This window comes from Mycobacterium sp. E2238 (assembly GCF_001672665.1).
Lineage (GTDB): Bacteria > Actinomycetota > Actinomycetes > Mycobacteriales > Mycobacteriaceae > Mycobacterium.
Map to the genome: position 1 here is coordinate 1 of NZ_LZKF01000031.1, position 17,924 is coordinate 17,924.

General features: G+C 69.9%; 3 protein-coding genes and 1 pseudogene. 1 reads left to right on the forward strand and 3 read right to left on the reverse strand.

Annotation, left to right across the window (positions count from 1 at the left end):
• The 3 genes and pseudogenes from A5711_RS02725 to A5711_RS02735 form a co-directional block, all read right to left on the reverse strand.
• Positions 1–1,211, reverse strand: a 1,211-nt coding sequence (locus A5711_RS02725) for a condensation domain-containing protein (protein WP_231987407.1), incomplete at its 3' end; no start/stop codon positions are given.
• A 416-nt stretch (positions 1,212–1,627) separates the two neighbouring features.
• Positions 1,628–9,274 (reverse strand): non-ribosomal peptide synthetase, encoded by a 7,647-nt coding sequence (locus tag A5711_RS02730; protein WP_067943840.1) that lies wholly within the window; start codon positions 9,272–9,274, stop codon positions 1,628–1,630.
• Positions 9,271–17,757: pseudogene (locus tag A5711_RS02735) on the reverse strand (amino acid adenylation domain-containing protein); the annotation flags it as partial. The pseudogene A5711_RS02735 and the gene A5711_RS02730, both read right to left, overlap by 4 nt.
• On the opposite strand from A5711_RS02735, the gene A5711_RS27115 reads away from it, so the two are divergent.
• On the forward strand, positions 17,726–17,924 hold a 199-nt coding region (locus A5711_RS27115), incomplete at its 3' end, for an AMP-binding protein (RefSeq protein ID WP_197520727.1). The pseudogene A5711_RS02735 and the gene A5711_RS27115 sit on opposite strands and share 32 nt — an antisense overlap.

Sequence of the window (17,924 nt, forward strand, 5' to 3'; positions counted from 1 at the left end):
GAGGCGTCGAGGCCGGAGAATGGTGCCCACGCGCCCGCCGTGCTGAGGAGAAGCCGGTCCCCGTCCGTGGAGAAGATCAACCCGAAGCCAGTTGCCTGGCCGGAGTTGGTGTACGAAGCCGACGCGGTGACACCGCCAAAGGGCAGGGTGAAGGCCGAGGGGATGAAGTTGACGCTCACCCGCTCGGCCGGTCCAGCCGCACCACGGGCTTTGCGCTCCAGCGCCTGCACCGGAAACCGTTGGTGCTCAACGGCTTCCCGAATCCGGGTGTCGACGTGTTGGCAGAACCCGGCGACCGTGAGTTGGGGCGCGACCCGCAGTACCAGCGGGACCACCCCGGCAACCATGCCGGGCAGGGTTTTCGACTCCGGGCGCACCCGCCTGTTGACCGGGAAGTCGAGGACCACCTCCGCGGCGTTCCCGCTCCACCCGCGCACCAGCAGCGCGCACGCGGCCGTGATAACGGATGTCTGGGACACCCCCCACACCTGGGTCAGCCTGTCGACCCGGCGAAGGACGCCGGCCTCCAGCGCGACCGGGGCGGACGGCCACGGATCGCGCTCGCCCGCGGCGCGCGGTGCGCAAAGCGGGACTTCGGAGTCCGCCGGAAGGTTTCGAGCCCAGTAGGCCTCGTCGGTGCGGTAATCGCCGGACGCTTCGTACTTGGCCTCGCAGTCAACCAAGTCCCGCAGTGAGCCGAAGACGGCCGGAGGGACAGGTGCGGCGGAGACGATGGCCGAGTAGATGGAGGCGATGCGGTGACCGACGAGGGCGACACCGGTTCCGTCGACGACGATGTGATGGCAGCACGCGAACAGGTGAAACCGGTCGGCGCGCGTCTGAAAGAGGGCGAATCGGAACAGCGGACCCGTGAACGGCATGGGCGTTCGCTGGATCGACAACGCTATCCGGCGGGCTTCTTGGATGGCGTCCTGCGAGCCGGTCAAGTCCTGAAAGGCCAGTTCGACGTCCGGGTAGTCGATCGCCCGCTGGTAGACCTGGCCGTCGGCCTCCAGAAAAGAGGCCCTGGCCGGCTCGGCCTCTTCCACGGCTTGGCGGATCGCCCACTTCAGCGCGTCACGTTGGACCCTGCCGTCGATCGTGACGAAGAGGCCGATCTGCCACTCAGTTCCGGAGTGGCCCGTCTCCTGCGCAAGCCATATGTCTAGTTGGCCGCGCGTAAGCGGAAGTGCTTGCTCACCAAGCTCCATCCAACTTCCCAACCATAGGGTTCACCCTTCAAACCCCCGGTTGACCGCAGCCGCTCGACCGAACCCTCCGCAATACCCGTTCGGTTTCGCTTGATGTAGCGCAAGCACTGAGCGCGGTCCGTGTCGGACCACCGCCCGTTGCTTCCCGGTATCGACCAAAAAGCCGGAGCTGCGGTTGTCGTCACCAACGGGCGACATACACAGTTTCTCCACCAACTTAGTCAACATGGGTGCAACAGTCCGAAAGGTTAATCGAGGACGCGAATGTGCGCTAGTAGTTTTGAAAAAGTCCCAGCTACCTAGCAGACACTCCCGTAAAGGCTGTCAAAAGATACGAGAAGGATGTTTCTGGTCGCTAAGCCGGGTGCACAGTTCGGGACGGCCCGCGTGGGACCGTCCCGAACCGAGGAGGTGAGCTAGAGCAGACCGAGCAGCTGCAGGTCGGTGACGTATTTGACGATGACCTGCGGCGAGATGTGCGGGATGTCGTTGTCGGCGCCGATCTTGGCTTCCTGCACCGCGGCGCGGAAACGGTCGGTCGGGGCGAAGGACCCGCTGGCCGGCTCCGGCGCCTGCAGCTGGTTGTACCCCGGCACCTGCAACATCTGTAGCACCGAGTGCTTGCGCTGCCGCTCCGGCAGGTCACGCAGCGCGGCCTCGAACCGCTGGAGCCACTCGGAGAAGTCATCGATCCGCTCGATCGGATAGCCGGCCTCGATCAGCCAGTCGACGTACTCGTCGATGCCGATGCCGTCGTCGTGGGGGTTCATCACGTGATACGTCTCGAACCCTTCCACCACCTGGGTGCCCAGCGTGGTGACCGCCTCGGCGACGAACTCCACCGGCAGCGCATCGAAGTGCGCGCGTTGCCGGTTGCCCTCGGCGTCCAACTGGTAGAACGAGCGCGGCGCGATACCGGTCGCCACCAGGCTCAACACCATCCGGGTGAACATGTCCGACAGGTTGAACTGGCCGGCGTAGCTGGTGTCGGACAGGATCATGTCGGATCGGAACACCGAGACCGGCAACCCGCACAGGTCGTGCGCCTCGCGCAGCAACACCTCACCGGCCCACTTGCTGTTGCCGTAACCGTTGGCGTAGCTGCCGTCGACCTTGCGGATCGGGCTGATGACCCGGATGTCGGCGTCCTCGGTGAACACCGCCGGGTCGATCTGACGGCCCACATCGGAGGTCGACACATACGCGTATGGCTTCAGCCTGGTGGTCAGGGCCACCCGGATCAGCTCGGCGGTGCCCGCCACGTTGGGGCCGAACAGCTCGCTGTACGGGAGCACGCCGTTGACCAGGGCCGCCGAGTCGACGATCAGGTCGACGGTGTCGGCGAGGCGCTGCCAGGTCTCCTCGTCGAGGCCCAGATCCGTCGCGCCCTTGTCACCGGCGATGACCTCCAAGTGGTCGGCGGCCAACCCCTGGAAATACTGCAACAACTGCGGGTCGCCGCTGTCGAACGTCTTCTCCAGCCGCTGCCACGCCTCCTCGTTCGAGCCGGCGCGCACCAGGCAGATCAGCTTGCCGTCCACCAGCTCCAGCTGCTCGAGCCACTGCAGCGCCAGGTACCGACCCAGGAAGCCCGTCGCACCGGTCAACAGGACCGTGCGCACCTCCGAGCTCGGGCCCGGCAGCGACGGCGCGTTGCTCAACGTCGTGGCATCGATGAACTTGTCCAGTGTCAGATCGCTGGCAAAGACCTGGGTGGCGTCACGACCGTGCACGGACGCGAAGCTGGGACCGCCGGCCTCGGCGTCGGCCACACCGCTGGCATCGTGTTCCGCCCGCTGGCCGAGACGTCGCACCGACGGCGCCTCGAACAGGGTGCGCACCGAGAGGTTCGAGTCGAGGGCCGTGTTGATCTCGGCGATCACCCGCATCGCCGAAAGCGAATCGCCCCCGAGGTCGAAGAAGGAGTCTTCGACCGAAACCCGCTGCAGTCCAAGGACTCCGGCGTAGATCTCGGCCAAGGTCTCTTCGATGGGGGTGGCAGGGGCCCGATACTCACCGCCGGCCTTCTGGTACTCCGGGGCGGGCAGGGCCCGCTTGTCGAGCTTGCCGTTGACGGTCAACGGCAGCGCGTCGAGCACCACCACCGCGACCGGCACCATGTAAGCCGGCAACCGCTCGCCCAACTGGGCCCGGACCTCTGCCGGATCCGCGGACCCGGTGATGTAACCGACCAGCCGCTTGTCGCCGGGGCGGTCTTCGCGGGCGATCACCGCCGCCTGCTCGACCCCGTCCAGACCGGCCAGGGCCGCCTGGATTTCGCCGAGCTCGATGCGGTAGCCGCGGATCTTGACCTGCTCGTCGACGCGGCCCAGGTATTGCAGCTGCCCGTCGGCGCCCCACCGCACCAGGTCGCCGGTACGGTACATGCGCGCACCGGGCGCCCCGAACGGGCACGCCACGAACCGCGAGGCCGTCAGACCCGAGCGACGCGCATAGCCGCAGGCCACACCGCGACCGGCGATGTACAGCTCGCCGACGACGCCCTCGGGCGCCGGCCGCAGCCACTTGTCCAGAACGAACAGCGCCGCCCCCGGAACCGGGGAACCGATCGGCGCTCCCGTGTCGGCACTCAGCGGCGCGCTCATCGCCGCGTACACCGTGCCTTCGGTCGGGCCGTAGGCGTTGATCATCACCCGGCCCGGCGCCCACCGGTCCACCACCTCGGGCGGGCAAGCCTCGCCGGCCACCACGAGGGCGGTCGATTCCAGGCCCTCGGGCGAAAGCATGCCCACCGCCGACGGGGTCTGGCTGAGCACGGTGACGTTCTCCGCGACCAGCAACTCATGCAGGTCCTTCGGCGAACCGGCCACGGCCTCAGGCACCACGACCAGCCGGCCGCCGTGCAGGAGCGCACCGAAGATCTCGTGCACCGACACGTCGAAGACGAGTGAGTGCCACTGCGCCCACACGCCCGGGTCGGGCAGGTCGGCGTGCAGCTTCTCCAGCAGCTGGGTGGCGTTGTGGTGGGTGACCGCCACGCCCTTCGGGACACCCGTGGTGCCGGACGTGTAGATCAGGTACGCGATGTCGTCCGCTGACGGCCCCGGCAACGCCGTGGCGGGCTGGCTGTCGGCCGGCGCGTCGTTGACACCGATGACCAACAGGTCGGAGCCGTCCACCCGTGACCGCAATTCGGCCGTCGTGACCACGGCGACCGGCGTGGCGTCGGCAAGCACGAACTCGATCCGCGACGCCGGGACGGCCGGGTCGATCGGCAGGTACGCCGCCCCGGTCTTCAGCACCGCCAGGATCGACACGATCGCCTCGGCCGACCGGGAGAACAGCAGCGCCACGTTTTCCCCCGGCCGCGCGCCGTGCTCGGCGAGCAGGTGGGCCAGCCGGTTCGCGGCCTCGTCGAGTTCCCGATAGGTCAGCGTGCGGTCCTCGAACGTCAGCGCCGGGGCCTCCGGAACACGGGCCACCTGCTTGGCGAACAACGCCGGGATGGACGCGGTCGCACCCACCGGCGCGGTCAGCACCGCCCGGTTGCCCCACTCGTCGAGGCGGGCGCGCTCGCCGACGTCCAGCACGTCCATCGACGACAGCCGCTGGCTCGAGTCTGCGGTCATCGCCCCCAGCACCCGCTGGAACCGCTCGATCATCGATTCGATCGCGGCCGTGTCGAACACGCTGGTGTCGAACTCGACGCGCAGGCCCAGTTCGCGGCCGGGAAGCGCCATGACCGACAGCGGGTAGTGGTTGTATTCGCGGTTGGTGACGTCGGTGATCGCCAGCTCGTGGAAGCCCAACGGCACGCTGGTGTCGATCGGGTAGTTCTCGTACAGGAACAGCGTGTCGAACAGCTGGTCGTGACCGGTGACGCGGTGGATCTCGTTGAGCGCCAGGTGCTCGTGCTCGATCGTGTCGTTGTGGGCCCGCTGCAGCTGCTGCAACAGTTCGGACACGGTGGTCGCCGCGGTGATGTTGGCCCGCACCGGCACGGTGTTGATCAACAAGCCGACCATCGACTCGGCGCCCGCCAGATCGGCCGGACGACCGGAGACCGCGGTGCCGAAGGCCACGTCGTGCTGGCCGGTCAGCCACATCAGCAGCTGCGCCCAGGCGCTCTGCAGCACGGTGTTGATCGTGGTGTGGCACGAGCGGGCCAGCTCGCCCAGCGCGCGCGTGGTCTCCGCGGGCAGCCGATACGACTCGACGCCTCGCCGGCCGAGGCCCAACCGGGCCGGCGGACCGACCAGGGTCGGGACGTCGAAGCCGGCCAGAACCTCGCCCCACGCCGCGCGGGCGGCCGTGCGGTCCTGGGACGCGAGCCAGGTCAGGTAGCTGCGGTAGGACGCGGGCGCGGGCAACCGCTCCCCGTAGTAGCTGGTGAGGATCTCGCGCAGCATGATCGGCAGCGACCAGCCATCCATCACGATGTGGTGGTTGGTGAGCACGAACCGGTGCCGGTTGTCGGCGGTGCGGATCAACGCGGCCCGGAAGGCCGGCCGGTTGGCGAGGTCGCTGACCGCGGCGCGCTCGGCGGCGCAGAGCTGCTCGATCTTCTCCTCGGGGTCCAGGTCTTCCGCGCCGAGCTGGATGTACCGCCACGCCATCACGGGGTCGGCCGGCAGGACCTGCACCGGCTCGCCGAACTGTGGGCAGAAGCGGGCCGCCAGGTTGGGGTGCCGGTTGACGACGGTGTGGACGGCCTCGCGCAACCGGTGCGGGTCGAGGTCACCGGTGACGGTGATGCCGAGCTGCACCGCGTAGACGTCATCGCCCGGGTCGTGGGCGAAGCTGGCGTGGAAGAGCAGCCCCTGCTGCAGCGGGGTCAGCGGCAAGACGTCGGCGACCGCGTATTGCTGGCACAGGTCGTCGAGCTGCTGCTGGGTCAGGCGAGCGGGGGCGATGTCCGACGGGGTCAGACCGCCGCCGCCGCTGCGCACGTGCGCGCAGATGCCGGCCAGGGCCTCGAACCACAGCTGGCTCAACCGGCTGACCTGCTCGTGGTCCAGCGCCGAGGGCGCCCACGTCCAGTTGGCCTGCAGGTGCGGGCCGGCCTCGGTGTCCATGGTCCCGGCGTTGAGGTCGACGGTGTGCATCAACGGCATGGGCAGCGCCGCGCTGGCGGCACCGGTGAACGACAGGCTGTCCTGACTGATCCGCCACATCTCGCCGGGCAGATCCGCCGCCGCGCCCAGTCGTCCCAGGTAGTTGAACCCGATAACCGGGTCCGACCCGTCCAGGTCCACCTCGGTGTTCATGTACCGCAGCAACCCGTAGGTCAGCGGGTCCGGGAGCGCACGCAGCTGCTCCTTGGCCTTCTTGACCAGCACCCCGAGCGCGGGGTCGCCGGCCATCACCTGCGCCCAGTCCAATTCGCCGACGGTCAGCGCGATGGGGTACTTGGTGGTGAACCAGCCCACCGTGCGGGACAGGTCGACGTGCGAGCCCAGTTCCTCGTGGCGGCCGTGGCCCTCCACGTCGATGCCGATCGGGGCGCCGGTGCCGACGAACCGCGCCCAGGCCAACCCGAACGCGATCAACAGGATGTCCTGCACGCCGGCGTGGAACGCCGCGGGCACCTCGCCCAGCAGCTGCCGGGTGGTCTCGACATCCAGCGACACCGAGAGCTGCTTGGCCGTCTCGTAGGTGTCCACGTCGGGGCGCACCGCCGGCAACAGCGCGGGCGTCGCCGCGACCTGCCGCCACGCCTCGGCCTGCTCGATCACCTCGGGCCGCTGGGCGTGCTCCTCCAGCATGGCGGTCCACCGGGCGAACGACGTCCCGCCGGTAGGCAGTGCCACCGGCTGGCCGCTGTGGTGCTGGGCCCAGGCGATGTTCAAGTCTTCCAACAGGATTCGCCACGACACGCCGTCAACGGCGAGGTGGTGAATGATCAACGCCAACTGGGCCGTGGATTCCGCCCACACGGCGCGCAGCATGGTCCCCGCGGCGGGGTTCAGCTGCGAACGCGCCGCCACCAGCGTCGCGTCGGACAGCGCGTCGACCGTGTCCATGCAGGCGCCCGCATCGACCGCGCCGACCTCGGGAACCTGCATCGCCCAGCCGCCTGCGCCGTCGTCGTCGACGCGCATTCGCAGCGTGGCGTGCCGGTCGAGCAGCGATTGCAGCACCACCCGCACGTCATCGCCGGTGACGCCGGCCGGGGCCTGCACCACCATGGTCTGGTTGAACTGGTCGGTCGGGCCGTCGACCTGCTGCAGCCAGCGCATGATCGGGGTGCCGACCACCGGGCCGATGCCCTCGTCGACGACGTCGTCGTCGGAGGCCACGCCGGCCACGCGGGCCAGCCGGGCCACCGTCTGCTCGACGAAGACGTCACGCGGGCGGCACACCACGCCGGCCGCGCGGGCGCGCGCCACCACCTGCATCGACAGGATGCTGTCGCCGCCGAGGTCGAAGAACGAGTCGTCGACGCCGACCCGCTCCAGCCCGAGCACCTGGGCGTAGATGGCGGCCAGCGTCTCTTCGACGGCCGTCGTCGGCGCGCGGTATTCGCCGTTGGTCTTCTGGTACTCGGGCGCCGGCAGGGCCCGCTTGTCGAGTTTGCCGTTGACCGTCAGCGGCAGCGCGTCCAGCACCACGACGGCGGCGGGCACCATATAGCTGGGCAGCCGCTCGCCGAGCTGGGTGCGAATCTCGGCCGGGTCGGCGGTCCCGGTGATGTAACCGACCAGGCGCTTGTCCCCGGGGCGGTCCTCGCGGGCGATCACCGCCGCCTGGTCGACGCCGTCCAGCCCCGCGAGGGCGGTCTGGATTTCGCCGAGCTCGATGCGGTAGCCGCGGATCTTGACCTGTTCGTCGGCGCGGCCGAGGTACTGCAGCTGGCCGTCGACGCCCCAGCGCACCAGGTCGCCGGTGCGGTACATCCGCGTCCCCGGCGCCCCGAACGGGCACGCCACAAACCGTGAGGACGTCAGACCCGACCGGCGCAGGTAGCCGGAGGCCACACCGCGGCCGGCGATGTAGAGCTCGCCGACGACGCCCTCCGGCGCCGGACGCAGCCACTTGTCGAGCACGAACAGCGCGGCGCCCGGCACGGGCGAGCCGATCGTCGGCGCCCCGGACTCGGCGCTCAGCGGCGCGCTCATCGATGCGTACACCGTGCCTTCAGTTGGCCCGTACGCATTGATCATCACGCGGCCCGGCGCCCACCGGTCCACGACCTCGGCCGGGCAGGCCTCGCCCGCCACGATCAACGCGGTCTTGTCCAGCCCGTCGGGCGACAGCATGCCGACCGCCGACGGGGTCTGGCACAGCACCGTGACCTTCTCCGCGACCAGCAGCGAGTGCAGTTCGTCCGGGGAGCCGGCCACCGACTCGGGCACCACCACTAGGCGCCCGCCGTGCAACAGCGGACCCCAGATCTCCCACACCGACACGTCGAAAACCAGCGAGTGCCACTGCGACCAGACTCCCGACTGCGGCAGGTCGGCGGGCAACGACTTCAGCAGCTGGGTGACGTTCTGGTGGGTGACCGCGACGCCCTTGGGGGTTCCGGTCGTGCCCGAGGTGTAGATGATGTACGCGATGTCCTCGGGTGCCGGCCCCTGCAACCGCGAGCTGGGCTGTTCGGCCACCGCGGGATCGGCGACGTCGACGACCAGCAAGTCGAACCCGTCCAGCCGCGCCCGCAACTCCGCCGTCGTGACCGCCGCGACCGGAGCCGCGTCGCCGAGCATGAACTCCATCCGCGCCGCCGGGACTGCGGGGTCGATCGGCAGATAGGCCGCGCCGGTCTTGAGGACCGCCAGGATCGACACGATCGCCTCGGCGGACCGCGGCAGGAGCAACGCCACGCACGCACCCGGACGCGCGCCATGGTCGGCGAGCAGGTGGGCGAGCCGGTTCGCGGCCTCGTCGAGCTCCTGATACGTGAGCGTGCGGCCCTCGAACGTCAGCGCGGGAGCCGCCGGTACACGCGCGACCTGCTTGTCGAACAACGCCGGAATCGAGACAGCCCCCGTCGCCGGCACGGTCAACACCGCCCGGTTACCCCACTCGTCGAGGCGGTCGTGCTCTCCGCCATCCAGCAAGTCGATCGACAACAATCGCCGCCCTGCACCGACGGTCATGACTGCTCCTCCACATCTGCGGTCATGGCTTCCAGCACGCGCCTGAACCGCTCAACCAACCTCTCGATTCTGCCCTGGTCGAAGACTTCTGTATCGAATTCGACGCGAAGACCCAATTCGTGACCCGGCACGGCTTGGACCGACAGCGGGTAGTGGTTGTATTCCCGATTTGTAAAACCGCTAATAGCCAGCTCGTCGACGGCCGACAACGCGGCGGTGTCGATCGGATAGTTCTCGTACACGAACATGGTGTCGAATAATTGGTCGTGTCCCGTTACACGGTGGATCTCGTTGAGCGCCAGATGCTGGTGCTCGAGCGTGTCGTTGTAGGCGCCTTGTAGCTGGTTGAGCAGGTCGGCGATCGTGGTTTCGGCGCCGATCGTCGCCCGCACCGGCACCGTGTTGATCAGGAGCCCGACCATCTGGTCGGCGCCGGCCAGGTCGGTCGGCCGCCCCGACACCGCGGTGCCGAAGGTCACATCGTGCTGGCCCGTCAGCCACATCAGCAGCTGCGCCCACGCGGCCTGCAGCACGGTGCTCACGGTGGTGTGGCACGAACGGGCCAGTTCGCCCAGCGCCCGTGTGGTCTCCGCCGACACCTGGAACGAGGACACGCCCCGCGGCCCGAGGCTGACCCGGCCGGGCGGACCCACCAGGGTCGGCGTGTCGAAGCCGGCCAGCACCCGCCGCCACGCCGCCTGCGCCGCGCCGCGGTCCTGCGCGGCCAGCCAGGCGACGAACTTGCGGTAGGGCACCGGCGCGGGCAGCTGCACGCCGTAGTAGGCGGCGAAGATCTCCTGCAGCAGGATCGGCTTCGACCAGCCGTCGAGCACGATGTGGTGGTTGGTCAGCACGAACCGGTGCCGGTTGTCGGCGGTGCGGATCAGCGCGGCCCGGAACGGCGGACGCTCCGCCAGGTCGCACACCGCGGCGCGTTCGGCGGCGCAGACCTGCTGGATCTGCTCCTCGGGTTCGACGTCCTCGGCGTCGAGTTCGACGTAATGCCACGACAGCGCGGGCTCGGCCGAGAGGACCTGCACGGGCTCGCCGAAGTCCTCGACGAAGTGCGCCACCACGTTGGGATGCCGCTTGACCATCGTGTGCACGGCGTCGCGCAGCCGGTGCGGATCGAGGGCGCCGCTCACGCTGATGTCGAGCTGCACGGCGTACAGGTCGTCGCTGCCGTGCTCGCTGCCGGTGTGGAAGAGGAGTCCCTGCTGCAGCGGGGTCAACGGCAGCACGTCGGCGACCGGGTAGCGCTGGCACAGCTCGTCGATGTCCCGCTGCGTCAGCCGCGCCGGAGCGAGGTCCGACGGAGTCAGGCCACCCCCGCCGCTGCGGACGAGGCTGCAGATGCCGCTCAGGGCGTCGAACCACAATTCGCTCAGCCGGCCGACCTGGCCCTCGTCGAGCGCCGAGCGCGCCCAGGTCCAGTTGGCCTGCAGCAGCGGACCAGCGGCGGTGTCCAGGGTGCCGGCGTTGAGTTCGACGGTGTGCGGCAACGGCATCGGCACCGCCGTCGCCGCGCCGGCCGCCGCCAGGCTGTCCTGGTCGAGGCGCCACAGCTCGCTGGACAGGTCGCCGGCGCCGCCCAGCCGCCCGAGGTAGTTGAACCCGATCACCGGGTCCGACCCGTCCATGTCGACGTCGGGGTTCAGGTAGCGCAGCAGTCCGTAGGTCAGCGTGTCCGGCAGGGCGCGCAGCTGTTCCTTGGCGTCCTTGACCAGTGCCCCCAGCTCGGCCTCGCCCGCGACGACCTGTCCCCAGGACAGGCCGCCGACCGTCAGCGCCACCGGGTACTTGGTGGTGAACCAGCCCACCGTGCGGGACAGGTCGACGTGCGGGCCCAGTTCCTCGTGGCGGCCGTGGCCCTCGACGTCGATGCCGATCGGCGTGCCGGTGCCGACGAACTGCGCCCACGCCAGCCCGAACGCGATCAACAGGATGTCCTGAACGCCGGCGTGGAACGCCGCGGGCACCTCGCCCAGCAACAACCGGGTGGTGTCGCTGTCGAGCGAGACCGAGAGCTGGCCCGCGCTGACGAAGGTGTCGATGTCGGGCCGCACCGCCGGCAACGGCGCCGGCGTCGACGCGATCTGCCGCCAGGCTTCCGCCTGCTCGACGACCTCCGGCCGGCGCGCGTGCTCCGCCAGCAGCGACGACCACCGGGCGAACGACATCCCGCCGGTCGGCAGCGCCACCGGCTGGCCGCTGTGGTGCTGGGCCCACGCAATGTTCAAGTCTTCCAACAGGATTCGCCACGACACGCCGTCAACGGCCAGGTGGTGAATGATCAACGCCAGCTGGCCCGTCGAGGGCACCCACACCGCGCGGAGCATCGCGCCGCTGGCCGGGTTCAGCTGCGCGACCGCCGCCGACAGCGCCGCATCGGACAACGTCTCCACGGCGTGCACACACCCGGCGGCATCCACCACGCCGACCGCGGGCACCCGCAGCGACCAGTCCCCCGCGCCGTCGTCGTCGACCCGCAGCCGCAACATGGCATGCCGGTCCAGCAAAGCCTGTAGCACCAGCACCACGTCGGTTTCGGTCACGCCGGCCGGGGCCTGCACCACCATGGTCTGGTTGAACTGCTCGACCGGACCGTCGACGCTCTCCAGCCAGCGCATGATCGGGGTGGCGATGACTTCGCCGACGCCCTCGTCGACGACATCGTCGTCGGTGGCCAGCCCGGCCACCCGGGCCAGCCGGGCCACCGTCTGCTCGACGAAGATGTCGCGTGGGCGGCACACCACACCGGCCGCCCTGGCGCGGGCGACGACCTGCATGGACAGGATGCTGTCGCCGCCGAGGTCGAAGAACGAGTCGTCGACCCCGACGCGGTCCACACCCAAGACCTGGGCGTAGATGCCGGCCAGGATCTCCTCGACGGCCGTGCTCGGCGCGCGGTAGTGATCGGCATCGGAGTATTCGGGCGCCGGTAGGGCGCGGGTGTCGAGTTTGCCGTTGACGGTCAGCGGCAGCGCCTCGAGCACCACGACCGCGGTGGGCACCATGTAGGTCGGCAGCCGCTCGCCGAGCTGGTTGCGGATCTCGGCCGGATCGGCGGTTCCGGTCACGTAGCCGACCAGGCGCTTGTCGCCCGGGCGGTCTTCACGGGCGATCACCGCCGCCTCGTTGACCCCGTCGAGCGCCGCCAGCGCCGCATGCACCTCGCCGAGTTCGATGCGGTAGCCGCGGATCTTGACCTGCTCGTCGGCGCGGCCCATGTACTGCAGCTGGCCGTCGGCGCCCCAGCGCACCAGGTCGCCGGTGCGATACATGCGCGCGCCGGCCCCGCCGAACGGGCACGCGACGAACCGCGTCGCCGACAACCCCGACCGGCCCACATACCCGTACGCCAGACCGCGGCCGGCCACATACAGCTCGCCGACCACGCCCTCGGGCACCGGACGCAACCACCCGTCCAGGACGAAGAAGCCCAGATGCGCCAGCGGCAGCCCGATCGGGCTGGCGTTGCTGTCGACATCGCCGTCGACGATCTCGCGGAACGAGGCGTGCACCGTGGTCTCGGTGATGCCATACATATTGATCAACCGCGGCAGACCCGGGTGGTTGTGCAACCACTTGCCCAGCCGATGCGGCTCGAGCGCCTCGCCACCGAACACCACCGTCTGCAGCTTGAGCTGCTGGCCGAGCTCGGGCGCCAGCGAATCGGCGGTCTGCAGCGCGTAGAACGCCGACGGCGTCTGGCTGAGCACACTGACCTGTTCGCGAACCAGCATGGCGTGCAACTCTTCCGGCGAGCGCACGACGTTGTCGGGCACCATAACCAGCCGGCCGCCGTACAACAGCGACCCGAAGATCTCCCACACCGAGAAGTCGAACGCCAGCGAGTGGCACTGCGTCCACACCTGGCCCAACGCCAGTTGCGCGTCCAGCGACTCCAACAGCTGGGTGACGTTGCGGTGCGGCACCGCCACGCCCTTCGGGGTACCGGTGGTGCCGGACGTATAGATGATGTAGGCGATGTTTTCCGCGGACGGTGCTGGGAGCCCGTCGCTGGGTTGGGTAGCGATGGCGGGGTCGTCGAATTCGATGATGTCCAGGCCCGACCCGTCCAGCCGCGACCGCACCTCGGCGGTGGTGACGGCCGCGATCGGCGCGGCGTCGCCGAGCACGAACTCGATCCGCGCCGCCGGCACGGTCGGGTCGACCGGCAGGTAGGCCGCCCCGGTCTTGAGCACCGCCAGAATCGCCACCACGGCCTCCGCCGTCCGGGGGAACAGCACCGCGACGCGCTCCCCCGGGCCGGCACCGCGGCTCACCAGCAGGTGTGCCAGCCGGTTGGCGGACTCCTCGACCTCGCCATACGACCACGAACGGTCGCCGTCGGCGATGGCCACCGCCTCCGGGGCGCGGGCCGCCTGGGCGGCGAACAAGTCGGGGATGGAGGCCAGCTTCGGCGCCGATTCGGCCAGCACCGGCCGGTTCCCCCACTCGTCGAGCCGGCCGTGCTCGGCGGCGTCGAGCAGGTCGATCGAGGACACGCGGCGGGAGGGATCGGCGGTCATGGCCACCATCACCTGCCGCAACCGCTCGATCAGGGTGTCGATGTCGGCGGCGCTGAACACCTCGGTGTCGAATTCGACGCGGAGGCTCAGTTCGTGGCCCGGTGAGGCCACCACGGACAGCGGGTAGTGGTTGTACTCCCGGCTGCTGAAGTCGGTGACGGCCAATTCGTGGACGCCCAACAGCGCGCCGGCGTCGATCGGATAGTTCTCGTAGAGGAAAAGGGTGTCGAACAACTGGTCGTGACCGGTGACGCGGTGGATCTCGGGCAGCGCCAGGTGCTCGTAATCGACGGTGTCGTTGTGCAGGCGTTGCAGCTGGTCGAGCAGGTCGGCGACGGTGGTGGTCGCGGTGACGGTCGCGCGCACCGGCACCGTGTTGATCAGCAGGCCGACCATCGCGTCCGCCCCGGCCAATTCGTGCGGTCGCCCCGAGACGGCGGTGCCGAAGGCCACATCGTGCTGCCCGGTCAACCATGTCAGCAGTTGCGTCCACGCGCCCTGCAGCACGGTGCTGATGGTGGTGCGGCACGAGCGCGCCAGCTCGCCGAGCGCCTTCGTGGTTTCGGCGGACACATGGAACGCGGCGACGCCGCGCCGCCCGACCTGTCCGAGGGGGCCGACGAGGGTGGGGGTTTCGAAGCCGGCCAGCGCCTGCGCCCACGCCGCTTGCGCGGCGGCGCGATCCTGGTTGGTCAGCCAGGTGACGAAGCTGCGGTACGACGGGGCGGCGGGCAGCCGCTCCCCGTAATAGCTGGCGAAGATCTCCTGCAGCAGGACGGGTAGCGACCAGCCATCCACCACGATGTGATGAATGGTCAGCACGAACCGGTGCCGGTCGGGTGCCGTGCGGATCAGCGCGGCCCGGAACGACGGCTTCTCGGCGAGGTCGCACACCGCGGCGCGCTCGTCGGCGGCCAGCCGCTCGACCTGCTCGTCGACATCGCCGGCGTCCAGCTCGACGTATCGCCACGCCATCTGCGGATCGGCCGGGATGACCTGGACCGGCTCGCCAAAATCTTCGGAGAAGCGGGCGACCAGGTTGGGGTGCCGCTTGACCGCGGTGTGCACCGCCTCGCGCAGGCGCGCCGCGTCGAGGGCACCGCTGACGGTGATCCCCAGCTGCACCGCATACAGGTCGTCCATGTCCTGGGCGAAGGCGGTGTGGAAGAGCAGTCCCTGCTGCACCGGGGTCAGCGGCAGCACGTCGGCGACGCTGCCCTGCCGGCACAGCTCGTCGATCTGTTGCTGGCTGAGGTGCGCGGGCGCAAGGTCCGACGGGGTCAACCCGCCGCCGCCGGCGTTGACGTGCGCGCAGATCCCGGCCAGCGCCTCAAACCACAACTGGCTCAACCGGTTAACGCGCTCGTGGTCCAGCGCGGACGGGGCCCACGTCCAGTTGGCCTGCAGATGCGGGCCGGCCTCGGTGTCCATCGTGCCCGCGTTGACTTCCACCGTGTGCGCCAGCGGCATCGGCACCGCGGTGGCCACGGCCGCAACGGCCAGGCTGTCGTGGCTGACCCGCCACAGGTCGTCGGAGAGGTCGGCGCCCGCGCCGAGCCGCCCTAGGTAGTTGAACCCGATCACCGGGTCCGCCCCGTCCAGGTCCACCTCGGCGTTCAGGTAGCGCAGCAGGCCGTAGGTCAGGCCGTCGGGCAGGGCGCGCAGCTGTTCCTTGGCGTCCTTGATCACCGCGCCCAGCGCGGGGTCGCCGGCCAACACCTGCGACCAGCTCAGCCGGCGGCTCTTGAGCGCCACCGGGTATTTGGTGGTGAACCAGCCGACGGTGCGCGACAGGTCCACCCGCGGAGCCAGTTCTTCCTGGCGCCCGTGGCCCTCCACGTCGATGGCAATCGGCGCCGCACCCGTACCCAGGAACTCCGCGAACGCCAGCCCGAAGGCGATCAACAAGATGTCGCCCACGCCGGCGTGGAACGCGGCCGGCACCTCGCCGAGCAGCAGCCGGGTCGTGTCGACGTCCAGCGACACGGAGAGCTGGCCCGCGGTCACATAGGTATCGGCATCGGGTTGCACCGCAGGCAGCGCCGCCGGTGTGGCCGCCACCTGTCGCCACTCGTCGGCCCGGGCCACCACGTCGGGGCGCTGCGCGTACTCCTCGAGCAGCGACGACCACCGGGCGAACGACGTCCCCGGCGCCAGCAGGGATATCGGCTGCCCGTTGTGATGCTGGGCCCAGGCGATGTTGAAGTCTTCCAACAGGATTCGCCACGACACCCCGTCGACGGCGAGGTGGTGGATGATCAACGCCAGCTGGCCCGTGGGCCCGGCCCACGCCGCGCTGACCATCACCCCGGCGGCCGGGTTCAACCGCGACCGCGCCTCCGCCAGCGTCTCTTCGGACAGTGTCTCGACGGCGTGCACGCAGGCGCGCGCGTCCACCGCACCGACCTCGGGCACGTGCAGCGACCAGCCGCCCGCACCGTCGTCGTCGGCGCGCAGCCGCAGCGCGGCGTGGCGATCCAGCAGGGCCTGCAGCACCGCCACCACGTCGTCCTCGGTCGCCCCGGCCGGGGCCTGCACCACCATGGTCTGGTTGAACTGCTCGATCGGACCCTCGATGCTGTGCAGCCACCGCATGATCGGGGTGGCCACCACCGGCCCGACGCCGTCGTCGGCGACGCCGCCCGCGCCGTCGGCCGCCACCTCGGCCACCCGGGCCAGCCGGGCCACCGACTGCTCGACGAACACGTCGCGCGGCCGGAACAGGATCCCCGCCGCACGGGCGCGGGCCACCACCTGCATCGAGAGAATGCTGTCGCCGCCGAGGTCGAAGAACGAGGCGTCCACCCCGACCCGCTCCAGCCCCAGCACCTGGGCGTAGATGTCTGCGAGGATCTCCTCGACCGCGTCGCCGGGGGCGCGGTATTCGGCGGTGGCGTATTCGGGCGCAGGCAGTGCGCGCTTGTCGAGTTTTCCGTTGCCCGTCAGGGGCAGGGCCTCGAGCACCACCACCGCGGCGGGCACCATGTACGGCGGCAGGCGATCGGCCAACGTGGCCCGGATCGCGGCGGGATCGGCCGTCCCGGTGATGTATCCGACCAGGCGCTTGTCGCCGGGGCGGTCCTCGCGCGCGATCACGGCCGCGTTTTCCACCCCGTCGAGGCCCTTGAGCACCGATTGGATTTCACCGAGCTCGATGCGGTAGCCGCGGATCTTGACCTGCTCGTCGGAGCGGCCGAAGTACTGCAGCTGCCCGTCCTCGCCCCAGCTGACCAGGTCGCCGGTGCGATACATCCGCGCCCCCGGGCCGCCGAAGGGGTTGGCCACGAACCGGGACGCCGTCAACCCGGCGCGGCGCACGTATCCACAGCCGACACCGCGGCCTGCCAGGTACAACTCACCGACCACGCCGGCCGGCACCGGCTGCAACCACTTGTCGAGCACGAACATCGCCGCACCGGAGATCGGTGAACCGATCGGCACCACACCGGATCCCGGGACCAGCGGCTTGCTGATCGACGCGCACACGGTGGTTTCCGTCGGACCGTAGGCGTCGAGCATCACCCGCCCGGGCGCCGCCCAGCGATCCACCACGTCGGCCGGGCAGGCTTCACCGGCCACCACCAGGGCGGTGGCCTCCAGACCCTCCGCGGGCAACATCGCGACCGAGGACGGCGTCTGGGTGAGCACGCTGACCTTTTCCGCGGCCAGCAGGTCGTGAAGCTCTTCTGGCGAGCCCGCCACCGACTCGGGCACCACCAGCAGGCGCCTGCCCCGCAGCAGGGCGCCGAAGATCTCCCACACCGAGAAGTCGAAGGCCGCGGAATGGCATTGCGTCCATACCTGCCCCTTCGGCAGGCCGGCGTCGAGCGACTCGATCAGCCACGTGACGTTGAGATGAGGAATGGCAACGCCTTTGGGGGTTCCGGTGGTTCCGGAGGTGTAGATGATGTAGGCGATGTTCTCCGGGGCCGGCGCGGGCAGCGCGGTGATCACCACGGCGGACCTGCGTTCGCGACTGGACGGGCGCGACCTGCTGGTCGTCGACGTCCACGACCCGGCCGTCGAAACCCAGCCCAGCACCGCGCTGCCCGCGCCGGCCCCGGAGAACATCGCCTACATCATCTACACCTCCGGAACCACCGGAACCCCCAAAG

Excerpts from the sequence above, each read along its gene's own strand:
- A5711_RS02730 (WP_067943840.1), bottom strand. The coding sequence starts at position 9,274 with ATGACCGTCGGTGCAGGGCGGCGATTGTTGTCGATCGACTTGCTGGAT.